Genomic DNA, 11,968 nt, shown 5'->3' with positions numbered 1-11,968 from the left:
CACCCTCCTCGTTTAGTAAACCGTCTCTTTAAAGAAGAATCCTGTATCTAACGGACGATTTACTGGTTGCATTTCTTCTATCTCTTTATATAAATCGTCTTTCACGTCATAATACGCATCACGATCTTCTACACATAAATCAATTGCTTTACGATATTTCTTCGTTACCTCAATAATGTATGCAGAGCTTTTTAGTACACCATCAACTTTTAAGCTAGCGACTTCAGCGTCAATTAGTTCTTCTAACTCATCGATGAAACAAATATCGTTTGGACTCATAATGTGAGTACCATTTTCATCTTCATAAATTGGATATTTATTGTTACGCTCTGGGTCATATAAGAACATATTCTCTTCATATTTTTTCTTTTCAATGTCAAGATTACGTCCTTGATACTCAAAGTAGTTTCCTACTAAGGAACGCTTCGATTGGAACATACAAGTCATACCGTGAATTTGTACTTCAAGTTCCACTTCAGCATTTTCTTTTAATTCAACAATTTCATCTAAGCTAAGCTCACGAGCTAATACAGCGCGTTTTGCTCCTCTTTGTCCCCAGTAGTTACAAGTAAACCAGTTTGTTGCTGTTGTTTCTGTATTCCAGTGCAATTGCATATTTGGCGCTACTTCTCGGACCGCCATTAATACTGCTGGGTCTCCGAAAACAATTGCATCTACACTTACTTCATTTAAAAATGCAACATAATCTGTTAATTCGTCTACTTTATCATTGTGGAACATAGCGTTCATTGCTACGTATACTTTCACACCATTTTCATGCGCAATCTTCACAGCTTGTTTCACATCTTCACGTGAAAATTCCCCTGCTAAACGTAAACCGAACTTTTGCTCACCGATCATTACCGCATCTGCTCCTGCTTTCGCAAGAGGTTCGATATCCACTACTGCTTTTGGCGTTACTAACAATTCAGGTTTCTTCATACCTTGGTCACCCTCTCTTTTTACTAACAGCTACTCCATCACCAATTGGGAAAATCGTTGTATCATATCCTTCATGGTTCATAAGCCATTCATTGTACGTCTTAATACGACGGATTAAACCACGTGTACGTCTGTTTTCAATTTTCTCTTTTGTCGTTACAAGACCATGGTACATAACATTATCTGAAATAATTACCCCACCAGGGTTTAATAACGGTTCATATAAGTCAAAAAAGCGACGATATTGTCCTTTTGCTGCATCAATAAAAATAACGTCAAACGTTCCATGTTCTTCTACTTGCTCACCTGTTTCTAACGCATCACCGTAAATAACAGAAATACGCTCTTTAACTGATGAACGTTCTATATATTCAAGTGCTTTTTCATATCGCTCACGATTGCGTTCAACTGTCACAATGCGAGAATTTGGAATAGCTTGCATCATACGAATACTAGAATAACCAATTGCTGTACCAAGCTCTAAAATGCTTTTTGGTCCAATTAAACGTAAAAATTGCAACATAAATTCCATTCCAAGTCGATCCATAATCGGCACATGATTTTCTTTCGCATAATCTTCCATTTCAAGAATTAATTTATCTTTCGGATCAATAAATGATAATAGGTACTCGTTAACTGCATCCTCCATAATGGTCCTCCTTATTTACATGGAGAAGTGCCTCTATGACGTCTTTTCACACATAGAATGCAATAAAAATACAAGCCAGCTTCATCCTTAGCTTGTACGTCCCGTTTTGATATTAAAAACGATTCTTCTGCCAGTTTTTAACCCGATATATTTTACCACAAAAAAGAGGGATGTGCGACATTTTTCGCTATCCCTCCCCATTTCACTGTTTTTTCGTAATATATTTTTGCTTTAATGCATTATGCTCTTCCAATGTTTTCGCATAGTACACTTCACCAGTTGGTGCAGCTAAGAAATAATAATAATCTGTTTGTGCAGGCTCTAACGCCGCTTCCACTGAATGTTTACCAGAGTTTGCAATCGGACCAACCGGCAATCCTTTCACAACATACGTATTGTACGGTGAGTTTACCTTTAAATCTTCGTATAATACACGTTGTTTATGCTTTCCAAGTGCATATAATACCGTTGGATCAGTTTGCAGGGGCATACCTTTTTCCAAACGATTATAAAAGACACTAGAGATTTTTTGACGATCTGTAAAGCCTGTTGCCTCTTCTTCAATAAGTGAAGACAATGTTAAAAGCTGATGAACATCCCAGTTTTTCGCTTTCATTTTTGCCTCGTTTTGAACAATGATTGCATTCGTTTTCTCAAGCATTGGAATTACAATTTCTTCTAACGTCGTATCTTTTTTATAGAAAGAGTACGTCGCAGGATATAAATAACCTTCTAATGGATATTTAATATTGCTATCAAAGATTTTATCCGTTAACAACTTCGGATACTTTTGCTGCATTTTTTGAATAAATGCTTTATCGTTTAATTGACGTACGACATCATCTTTATTCCACTTTAATTCGTTTGCAACCGTTTCTGCAATTTCAGTTACTTGTGCACCTTCTTTTATCGTCACTTTATAAAGAGCTGGACGATGTACATTACCAGATGACATTTGTTCAATAACATCTGAGGCACTCATTGAAGGATTTAATAAATATGTACCCGCTTGTAAATTTTTAGATTTAGCCTTTGTATAAAAACTAAAAACTGTACCGTTTTTCACAGCACCTTTTTCTTCTAAAATCTCACCAATTTTACTAGTAGATGATCCTTTTGGAATTTCTACTTCAATCTCTTTTTTATTCCCGCTATCAACTGGTCCTAATGCGGATGAAATATACGCATAGACTGAACCACAAACTAAAAGCAGTGCAATAATCGAAAATAAAAAAAGACGTCTACGCTTTTTTTTCACTTGATTCTCTATCAACACTCTTCCTCCTTAATTAAATTGTAGACCGTATGTATATCTTTCTATACAACACGATATAAAAACACAATAAATTTATTTATCTTTTTTTAGATAGACATTTTATTTTTCTACAATCCGTCTCATTATACTACAAAGGATTACACGGTTTCGACAAAAAATCTTTCATTTTACATATAAAAAAAGGTGGACTATATGTCGTCCACCTTTTCAGTACTTATTATTCAGCTTCTTGCTCATCAGCTAGAGTGTTGAACATTTCTTGTACCATTTCCCACTCTTCTTCAGATTCGATTGGAAGTAAACTTCCGCCCTCTTCTTCATTTTGCTCATAAGCCATTGCATCATAAATTGGGTCTCCATCTTCGTCTACTTCACCGATTGGAGAGAAGACTACATATGATTTTTTGCCAAATTTTTCAGCATCAAAAGTGAAAATAATTTCACATAAATGTTCGTTACCTTTTTCGTCTACAATTGTAATTTGATTTTCTTCCATTTTGGTCACCTCTTATTTACTATCTAAAAATCCTTGTAAGATTACGACTGCAGCCATCTTATCGATTACCTGTTTTCGCTTCTTACGACTCACATCAGCTGAAATGAGCAGACGTTCCGCTGCCATCGTTGACAAACGCTCGTCCCACATTACAACTTCTAATTGTAACAGATTTCGCAGGTTTTCTGCAAATTGCTGGCACGCTTCACCACGTGGGCCAATTGTACCATTCATATTTTTAGGTAAACCTACTACTATTTTGTCCACATTGTACTGCTTTACTAACTCAGAAATACGGTCAAAACCAAAGTGGCCTCGTTCTTCGTTAATCCTGATTGTTTCCAGCCCTTGCGCTGTCCAGCCCATTTCGTCGCTCATTGCAACTCCGACTGTTTTTGTACCTACATCTAAACCTAATATCCGCATAAACTACTCCTCACGATGATGTTTCAAGTACGACTTCACAAGCTCTTCAATTAACTCATCACGTTCAAGCTTGCGAATGATGCTTCGTGCATCTTTATGGCGAGGTATGTATGCTGGGTCTCCACTTAATAAATAACCGACGATTTGGTTAATCGGATTATAGCCTTTTTCTTGAAGTGCATCATACACAGTTAAAAGTACATCATTTACATGGACACTCTGTTTTTCATCTTGAATGCTAAACTTCATTGTTTTATCAAAACCGTCCATTTCAAGCACCTCACTTATATAGTAAGTATAGGGAGAAGAACTTCTCCTCTCCCTACCATTGTACACTACTATCTCTTTATTTTGAAACAGATTTAACGTACTCTTGTACAAATGCTAAAGCTTCCTCAACTTGCGCTGGGTTTTTACCGCCTGCTTGAGCCATGTCAGGACGGCCACCACCACCGCCGCCACAACGAGAAGCTACTTCTTTCACAAGTTTACCAGCATGGTAACCTTGGCTAATTAAATCTTTCGTTACGCCAGCTAAGATGTTTACTTTATCATCATTTACAGACGCTAATACGACAACTGCAGACTCTAATTTATTTTTCAGGTCATCCATCATCGTACGTAAGTTGTTCATATCTGCAACGTTTACTTTCGCTGCTAATACGTTTACGCCATCAACTGTCATTACTGAATCAGTTAAGTTTCCAGCTTCAATATTGCTTAATTTTGCAGCAAGAGATTCGTTTTCTTTTTGAAGTTGTTTTACTTCAGCAAATAAACCATCCACTCTTGTTAAAATATCTTTCGGGTTTGTTTTCATTTTTCCTGCTGCTTCTTTTAATAAACCTACTTGATCGTTCATTAATTCGTATGCAGATTTACCAGTTACTGCTTCAATACGACGCGTTCCTGCACCGATACCAGACTCAGCAACGATTTTGAAAATACCAATTGAAGCTGTGTTATCAACGTGACAACCACCGCAAAGCTCTAAGCTATAATCGCCTACTTGTACAACGCGTACAACATCACCGTATTTTTCACCGAATAATGCCATTGCGCCCATTTCTTTCGCTTCTTCAATTGCTTTTTGAGAAATCTCAACATCAATACTTTCCCAAATTTTCTCGTTTACGATACGCTCAATTTTTTCTAATTCGTCAGCTTGTACTTGACCGAAGTGAGAGAAATCAAAGCGTAAACGTTCAGAAGTTACAAGAGAACCTGCTTGGTTAACATGCGTTCCAAGTACGTCTTTTAATGCTTGGTGTAGTAAGTGAGTTGCTGTATGGTTTTTCACAACGCTACTACGGTTTTTCGTGTCGATAATAGCTTTCACAGCCGCATCTTTCGTTAATGTACCTTCTTCAACAACAACTTTGTGTAAGTTTTGACCATTTGGTGCTTTTTGTACGTCTTTTACAAGTACTTTCACGCCGTCAGCAAGAAGGTAACCACGGTCTGCAATTTGTCCACCGCTCTCAGCATAGAATGGTGTTACATCAAGCATTAATTGCCCTTCTTCACCAGCTTGTAAGCTATCTGTGTATTCGCCGTTTTTCACAAGTGCAACAACGTTACTTTCTGTTGCAACTGTACCGTAACCAACGAACTCGCTCGCTACTTTCACTTCTCCAAGGACACCGCCTTGAACTTGCATAGAATCAACGTCTTGACGAGCAGCACGTGCGCGCTCACGTTGTTTTTCCATTTCACTTTCAAAGCCTTCCTGATCAACTGTCATACCAGCTTCTTCTGCATATTCTTCTGTTAATTCAATCGGGAAACCATATGTGTCATATAGACGGAACGCATCTACTCCAGAAATAACAGTTGTTTTTTCTTCTTTTGCTTTTGTGATAACTTCAGCTAAAATTGCTTCCCCATCATGAAGTGTTTCATGGAAACGCTCTTCTTCATTTTTTACAACTTTTGCTATGAAATCTTTCTTTTCAAGTACTTCTGGGTAGAAGTCTTTCATTACCTCTCCAACAACCGGCACTAATTCAAACATGAATGGACGGTTGATGTTTAATTTCTTCGAATAACGAACCGCGCGGCGTAATAAACGACGTAATACATAACCACGGCCTTCGTTAGATGGAAGAGCACCGTCACCTACAGCAAATGTTACTGTACGGATATGGTCAGCAATTACTTTAAACGCCATATCTTTTTCTAAGTCACCATTACGATACTTCTCACCAGAAATTGATTCTGTTGCGCCAATCATCGGCATGAATAAGTCTGTATCAAAGTTTGTAGGTACATCTTGAACGATAGATGTCATACGCTCTAGACCCATCCCTGTATCGATATTTTTCTTAGGAAGCGGTGTATATGAACCGTCTGGATTATGGTTAAATTGAGAGAATACAAGGTTCCATACTTCTAAGTAACGCTCGTTTTCTCCGCCTGGATATAATTCTGGGTCACTAAAGTCATTACCATAAGCTTCTCCGCGGTCATAGAAAATCTCTGTATTCGGTCCGCTTGGTCCTTCACCGATATCCCAGAAGTTTTCTTCTAAACGGATGATGCGCTCTTTTGGAACACCCATTTTTTCATTCCAAATTGTGAATGCTTCTTCATCTTCTGGATGGATTGTAACTGATAGTAATTCTTTATCGAACCCGATCCATTTGTCGCTCGTTAAGAATTCCCAAGCCCAAGTAATTGCTTCTTCTTTAAAGTAATCACCGATTGAGAAGTTTCCTAACATTTCAAAGAATGTATGGTGGCGAGCTGTTTTCCCTACGTTTTCAATATCGTTTGTACGAATTGATTTTTGGGCATTTGTAATACGTGGATTTTGCGGGATTACACGTCCATCAAAATATTTTTTTAATGTCGCTACACCACTGTTAATCCATAACAGAGATGGATCTTCATGCGGAACTAGTGATGCACTAGGTTCTACTGCATGTCCTTTTTCTTGGAAAAAGTCTAAAAACATTTGACGAATTTGTGCGCCTGTTAGTTGTTTCATTGTATTTTCCTCCTTAAATATAAAAAACTCCCGCCCCTATAAAAGGGACGAGAGTTAACTCGCGATACCACCCTAATTATGAATTGATTATTATAACAATCAATTCATCACCTCATGGTGCCGTAACGTGGCAAGACGGCAGTGATTAGCTGCTCTCAGGATTAGCTTTCTGTTACCCTTCATTTAAAGCTTCTTTCAGCCATATGGAAGCTTCTCTCTATAAATGGACTGTAACGTACTTTTTCCGTCATTGATTTAATGTATTATATGACTAAATATAATAGAATTCTCTTAAGTTTGTCAATGTAGATAATCATTTATATTGCATTAACCATAGTTATTCTACTATTCATTCTTAACAGCCTTTCAATATATTATGCATTTATTAATAAATTGTACTACCTCTATATTTTTTTCAGAATATTATTTTTTTGTTAGAATTAAATTATCAATAATAAAGGAGTGAGCAAAATGACAACTTTATTGAACAAGGCTAAAAACATATTAACGACTGACGAAACGATATTATTTTACACTGCATGTTCATTAGATATATTTATTTATCGTTCCGTTGCAAGACCAGGACTGTTAATTTTAACGAACAAACGGCTCTTCTTTTATGGACCAGATGTAAGTAAGAACCCAATATTTGAAGAGTACTCTTTTGCAAACATTTCTAATCTAAAAGAGCAAAAGCGGCTTTTCAGCAATCAAATTATATTTATGTACGATAATGAATGGAAAAAAATAAAGCATATTCAAACAAATGATGTAAGCTCTCTCGTTCAACAAATACACGAGCAACTCTCTAAATAATGAAAGCCCTCTACTTTTATAAGTAGAGGGCTTTCATATTACACATCTTCTTTTTTCCAAAGAGGTCTTACATGAACAATCACTGTACGAATAACCGCTAAAATTGGAACTGATATTAGTAATCCTACAATCCCAGCTATCTCTCCTCCAACTAGTAATGCAAGCATAATAATAACAGGATGCATACGAAGTGACTTACCAACGATGTAAGGTGATAAAATGTTACTTTCCAAAAACTGCAAAATAGCAATCGTAATTCCCGCCTTAATGAGTAAACTCGTTGATACCGTTGCCGCAATCATCAATGTCGGAATCGCCCCTAAAATAGGACCGAAGTACGGGATTATATCCGTTACCCCAATAATAATGCCGAGTAATAGTGGATATTTCATACCGATAAACCAAAAGGAAAGAACAGATACCCCCCCTAATACTAAGCAAACAAATAACTGTCCTCGAATATAACTTCCGAGTGACTTATCAATTTCTTTCGCCAGCATTTGCCCTGTACTACGCCACTTACTTGGGACTAGTTTCCAAAAGATGTGATAAAATTCACCGTAATCTTTTAATATGTAAAATACAATGAACGGTATTAAGAAAATAATAAGCAACGAATCCAGTACGCCACGAGCCGTACTCATCACTTTATTTAAAAGTGATTGTATCTTCGTTTCTACACCAACAAAAATTTGTTTCACCTTTTCATGAATAAATGATGGGAAATTTGCTGTTTGTTCTGTGACGCCATCCATCCAAGAATCATACATTTTTGTAAACTGCGGAAATTGTTCATTAATCTCTTGTAACTGTTTAATAACAACTGGCGTTCCTTTATAAATCCCATAACCAATTCCGCCAAAGAAAAGGATGTAAATAAGCAAGATAGCAAGTGTACGTGGCATCCCCTCTTTATGAATTTTTTCAATTAAAGGATGCAATAAATACGCAATAAAGCATGCAATAAGAAACGGTGTAATTGCCACTTTAAATACAAAAATAATCGGTGCCCATAGCGGCTTAATTTTTAAAAAGACAAGTAAACAAAGAAATACAAGTAACAATAACCCTAAACGATATATCCAAATGATTTTAAGATTCTTCACACGAAAAACCTCCTCCACCTTTATTTTGAAAATAAACAGGGTAGGTTATGTGCAAAAGTTTTAAAATCTTTTCGTGAAGACCATACTGTTTTGTAAAGACATACATATACATAACATAACAAGGACAACCACCCCTGAGAATGCAGCATGAAACAATATAATCAGGAGGGCTAATAATGGTTTTATTTATGCTCGTATTATCAGCACTTTTTATGATTCTTGAATGGGTTTGTATCGGGTTTGGGATTTGGAAAGGTTTCTTTATTCGTTCCTCCCGAAAAGAAAGGGCGAAGCAGTTATTTCATTACGGAATGCTTGGCGTTGGATGTTACGGCCTATCGTATCTCTTCTCTGAAATTGGACTTTTATATTTACATACAAGTGCATAAAAAAACTCCCTTATTATGAAGGGAGTTTTTTGCGCTTATAAATAAGATTTAATCATCTTACGTGCTTTTTTCATATTGCGTTTTGAAAATACATCTTGCTTGCGAGCATATTGATATGCTGCCGCTCCAACACCTAATGCGATTAATGAATTGCGTAGATTCAAAGTAAATCCCCCTTTTCGTTATCCGATCGTTCTTTCGTTCTCATCAAATAAATCATCAAGAGAGCTTAATGAACCATCTTCCTCTACTTGATGCGTATGGATTTTCCCTTTTGAAACCGATAATTCGATATAACAATTCCAGCAATAAAATTGGTTGACACCTATTTTTCCAATGTCTTTCCCTTTGCAATTTGGACAAATGAACATATGGCTTTCATCTCCTTACAGTCTCCCAGATTCTATTCGCCATTATGTCCAAACCGCATTCATTTATACATTACTGGAGCCTTTCAACGATATACGTTTGAAAGTTTCACTATATAATTTCACCTTGTTACATGAAATCATACGGTGAAATGTTTTCCACGTCCATTTCTTCGCCATTAACTGTTACCATCTGTACTTCTCCTTGTGATTCTTGCAAACGATTCGCTAAAGTCGTTTGACGCATTGCATCATCAAGGCGATTTACACCAGATTGGAAAGCTGCTTCCTCCCCGCAAATAATGAGGAACTTTTTACTTCTTGTAATACCAGTGTAAATTAAATTACGACGTAACATACGATTGTAACTTTTCACTATCGGCATAATCACAATCGGAAACTCACTACCTTGCGATTTATGAATCGAACAGCAATAGGCATGTGTAATTTGATTTAAGTCTGGCTTTGTATACGTTACCTCAATTCCATCAAATGAAACGATAATCATATCTTGTTGTTCAACGTTCTCTTTCGCATAAAACACCGAAACAATTTCTCCGATATCACCATTAAACACTTGGCTCTCCGGTTGATTAACGAGTTGCAGTACTTTATCGCCTCTTCGGTATACAACATCACCGTAAGCAATTTCTTTACTCTTTTCCCTTTTCGGATTAAACACTTCTTGCAACGCTTCGTTTAGTACATTAATACCGGCAGGGCCACGATACATCGGGGCCAGTACTTGTACATCTCTTGCGCTAAACCCTTTTGTCTTAGCATTTTCACAAACCTTCTTAACAACCTCAACAATTTGAGCTCCTGTACAGCCGATAAATGAACGATCTTTTTGATTTTGCGCTAAATCTGGTGGGAGCGTTCCATTTTTTATCGCATGGGCGAGTTGAATAACAGATGAGCCTTCCGCTTGACGATAAATTTCAGTAAGCTTCACTGTTGGAACTGCACCTGCATTCAATAAATCTTTCAACACTTGTCCAGGTCCTACAGATGGTAATTGATCTTCATCACCTACAACGATAACTTGAATGTTAGTCGGCAATGATTTAAACAGCTGATTTGCAAGCCAAATATCAACCATTGAAAATTCATCAATAATAAGCAATTTCCCTTGTACCGGATCCGTTTCATTACGCTGGAAAGACCCTTCTGGGGTCCAGCCAAGTAAACGGTGAATTGTACAAGCTGGAAGCCCTGTTGATTCACTCATTCGCTTCGCTGCTCTTCCTGTTGGGGCCGTTAATAATATCGGAAATGGATTATCGTCACTGTATTCATTCGGATTTAACGATAGGCCGTGAAGTGACGCATACATTTCAACAATTCCTTTAATAACTGTTGTTTTCCCTGTTCCTGGTCCACCTGTCAATAACATCATCGGTTTATGAAGTGCCGTTTGAATCGCTTCTTGCTGAAACGGTGCATACTGTACATTCAGTTGTTCTTCAATTTGACCTAACGTCTTTAACACTTCTGCTTCAGGAAATGAAGGTGTTTCCTCCTGATTCATAAGCCTGCGAATAGACTTTACAACACCTTTTTCAGAGTAGAATAACGATGCTAAATACACTCGTTCTTCTTCTATGATAACTTTCCCTTCACTTTGCATCATTTCAACGCAAGCTACAATGTCTTCCTCGGTCACTCTTCCTTCTTGATTATTTAAAAGTGACATCGTTTCTCTTACAAGTTGATTTTTCCCCATATAAACATGACCAAGTTGCAATGAAACATTCTCTAACGTATAAAAACAACCCGCACGTACACGGTCATCATGATTACCCGATATACCTAACGCACGTCCTATATCATCCGCTCTTCCAAATCCAATCCCGTCCACTTCTTCAATAAGCTTATACGGATTATTACGAATCACTTCTAATGTCATCTCTTTATATTGCTGGTAAATCTTAATAGAAAGCTTCGTTCCAAAACCGTAACCATTTAAAAAACTCATTACTTTCTCTAGTCCTTGATGTTCAACAATTGTCTCATATATTTCTTGCGCTTTTTGCTTATTGACAACACCATTTAACGCATCCGGATCATCCATAATTTTAGAGATGGCATGTTCCCCAAGATGATCCACAATTTTTTCAGCTGTACGCTTTCCTATCCCTTTAAATAAATCACTCGCTAAATATTGCACCATACCAGCTTTTGTTTGCGGCAATTCTTTCTTAAATGTTTCAACTAAATATTGTTTCCCATACTTCGGATGGTCTTTAAAATGCCCTGTCAATGTAAACACTTCATCTTCATGCATGCGGGGAAAATGACCGTTTATCATCACTTTTTTTTCGTCGTACGTTTCATTCGTCTCAATGACTTTCATACTGACAACGGAATAGAGGTTTTCTTCGTTGTGGAAAATGGTATGAAGAACTTGCGCTTTTATAAACTTTTTATCTTCCTCAAACAAATCCATTGCATGTTGATTTCCCATCTTTCCTCTCCTTTCCGGTTCGTTTCACTTTAATGAGCAGTACA

At 37.1% G+C, this 11,968-nt stretch carries 13 protein-coding genes and 1 other annotated feature; of the genes, 2 read left to right on the top strand and 11 right to left on the bottom strand.

Going from position 1 to position 11,968, the window contains the following annotated elements; translation table 11 throughout:
* Positions 1–12: 12 nt before the first annotated feature.
* The 7 genes from ACSG5Z_RS10625 to alaS all read right to left on the bottom strand — a co-directional run bounded on the left by ACSG5Z_RS10625 (position 13) and on the right by alaS (position 6,778).
* On the bottom strand, positions 13–942 hold the full coding sequence (locus ACSG5Z_RS10625; RefSeq protein WP_000742789.1) for a peptidase U32 family protein: 930 nt from the start codon (positions 940–942) through the stop codon (positions 13–15).
* 7 nt (positions 943–949) lie between these two features.
* On the bottom strand, positions 950–1,591 hold the full coding sequence (locus tag ACSG5Z_RS10620) for an O-methyltransferase (RefSeq protein WP_046956307.1): 642 nt from the start codon (positions 1,589–1,591) through the stop codon (positions 950–952).
* A 202-nt stretch (positions 1,592–1,793) separates the two neighbouring features.
* On the bottom strand, positions 1,794–2,864 hold the full coding sequence (gene mltG / locus ACSG5Z_RS10615; RefSeq protein ID WP_087985288.1) for an endolytic transglycosylase MltG: 1,071 nt from the start codon (positions 2,862–2,864) through the stop codon (positions 1,794–1,796).
* Between the two features lie 220 nt (positions 2,865–3,084).
* A complete protein-coding gene (locus tag ACSG5Z_RS10610) occupies positions 3,085–3,363 on the bottom strand; it encodes a DUF1292 domain-containing protein (protein ID WP_000392245.1) in 279 nt (92 codons plus the stop codon).
* A gap of 12 nt (positions 3,364–3,375) precedes the next feature.
* Positions 3,376–3,789 carry a Holliday junction resolvase RuvX gene (gene ruvX / locus ACSG5Z_RS10605; protein ID WP_001221204.1) on the bottom strand — a complete coding sequence of 138 codons (414 nt, stop codon included), beginning with the start codon at positions 3,787–3,789 and terminating at the stop codon, positions 3,376–3,378.
* Positions 3,790–3,792: 3 nt separating this feature from the next.
* Positions 3,793–4,059, bottom strand: a complete 267-nt coding sequence (locus tag ACSG5Z_RS10600) for an IreB family regulatory phosphoprotein (RefSeq protein WP_000348590.1) — start codon at positions 4,057–4,059, stop codon at positions 3,793–3,795.
* Positions 4,060–4,135: 76 nt separating this feature from the next.
* A complete protein-coding gene (gene alaS, locus ACSG5Z_RS10595) occupies positions 4,136–6,778 on the bottom strand; it encodes an alanine--tRNA ligase (protein ID WP_048541432.1) in 2,643 nt (880 codons plus the stop codon).
* Between the two features lie 40 nt (positions 6,779–6,818).
* Positions 6,819–7,038: a binding site (T-box leader), on the bottom strand.
* A gap of 211 nt (positions 7,039–7,249) precedes the next feature.
* On the opposite strand from alaS, the gene ACSG5Z_RS10590 reads away from it, so the two are divergent.
* Complete coding sequence (locus tag ACSG5Z_RS10590) at positions 7,250–7,594, top strand: PH domain-containing protein (protein ID WP_060488234.1); 345 nt, start codon at positions 7,250–7,252, stop codon at positions 7,592–7,594.
* A 38-nt stretch (positions 7,595–7,632) separates the two neighbouring features.
* On the opposite strand, the gene ACSG5Z_RS10585 is transcribed toward ACSG5Z_RS10590, so the two are convergent.
* On the bottom strand, positions 7,633–8,700 hold the full coding sequence (locus ACSG5Z_RS10585; protein WP_048541428.1) for an AI-2E family transporter: 1,068 nt from the start codon (positions 8,698–8,700) through the stop codon (positions 7,633–7,635).
* A 176-nt stretch (positions 8,701–8,876) separates the two neighbouring features.
* Here ACSG5Z_RS10585 and ACSG5Z_RS10580 point away from each other — a divergent pair, with 176 nt between their 5' ends.
* Complete coding sequence (locus ACSG5Z_RS10580; RefSeq protein ID WP_000242555.1) at positions 8,877–9,089, top strand: hypothetical protein; 213 nt, start codon at positions 8,877–8,879, stop codon at positions 9,087–9,089.
* Positions 9,090–9,124: 35 nt separating this feature from the next.
* On the opposite strand, the gene ACSG5Z_RS10575 is transcribed toward ACSG5Z_RS10580, so the two are convergent.
* The 3 genes from ACSG5Z_RS10575 to recD2 form a co-directional block, all read right to left on the bottom strand.
* On the bottom strand, positions 9,125–9,253 hold the full coding sequence (locus ACSG5Z_RS10575; RefSeq protein WP_001053553.1) for a YrzQ family protein: 129 nt from the start codon (positions 9,251–9,253) through the stop codon (positions 9,125–9,127).
* A gap of 18 nt (positions 9,254–9,271) precedes the next feature.
* A complete protein-coding gene (locus tag ACSG5Z_RS10570) occupies positions 9,272–9,460 on the bottom strand; it encodes a YrzR-like zinc ribbon domain (protein WP_000469281.1) in 189 nt (62 codons plus the stop codon).
* Between the two features lie 127 nt (positions 9,461–9,587).
* Positions 9,588–11,924, bottom strand: coding sequence for an SF1B family DNA helicase RecD2 (recD2, locus tag ACSG5Z_RS10565; protein WP_046958828.1), 2,337 nt, complete (start codon positions 11,922–11,924; stop codon positions 9,588–9,590).
* Positions 11,925–11,968: the final 44 nt, after the last annotated feature.

It is taken from the genome of Bacillus pretiosus, from assembly GCF_051294775.1.
In the GTDB taxonomy this organism is placed as follows: Bacteria; Bacillota; Bacilli; order Bacillales; family Bacillaceae_G; genus Bacillus_A; species Bacillus_A wiedmannii.
This window is presented reverse-complemented; position numbering and strand designations above follow the sequence as displayed.

Coding starts and splice junctions, on each gene's coding strand:
- ACSG5Z_RS10590 (WP_060488234.1), top strand. CDS start 7,250: ATGACAACTTTATTGAACAAGGCTAAAAACATATTAACGACTGACGAA.
- alaS (WP_048541432.1), bottom strand. CDS start 6,778: ATGAAACAACTAACAGGCGCACAAATTCGTCAAATGTTTTTAGACTTT.
- recD2 (WP_046958828.1), bottom strand. CDS start 11,924: ATGGGAAATCAACATGCAATGGATTTGTTTGAGGAAGATAAAAAGTTT.
- ACSG5Z_RS10625 (WP_000742789.1), bottom strand. CDS start 942: ATGAAGAAACCTGAATTGTTAGTAACGCCAAAAGCAGTAGTGGATATC.
- ACSG5Z_RS10620 (WP_046956307.1), bottom strand. CDS start 1,591: ATGGAGGATGCAGTTAACGAGTACCTATTATCATTTATTGATCCGAAA.
- ACSG5Z_RS10600 (WP_000348590.1), bottom strand. CDS start 4,059: ATGGACGGTTTTGATAAAACAATGAAGTTTAGCATTCAAGATGAAAAA.
- ACSG5Z_RS10570 (WP_000469281.1), bottom strand. CDS start 9,460: ATGTTCATTTGTCCAAATTGCAAAGGGAAAGACATTGGAAAAATAGGT.
- ACSG5Z_RS10610 (WP_000392245.1), bottom strand. CDS start 3,363: ATGGAAGAAAATCAAATTACAATTGTAGACGAAAAAGGTAACGAACAT.
- ACSG5Z_RS10580 (WP_000242555.1), top strand. CDS start 8,877: ATGGTTTTATTTATGCTCGTATTATCAGCACTTTTTATGATTCTTGAA.
- ruvX (WP_001221204.1), bottom strand. CDS start 3,789: ATGCGGATATTAGGTTTAGATGTAGGTACAAAAACAGTCGGAGTTGCA.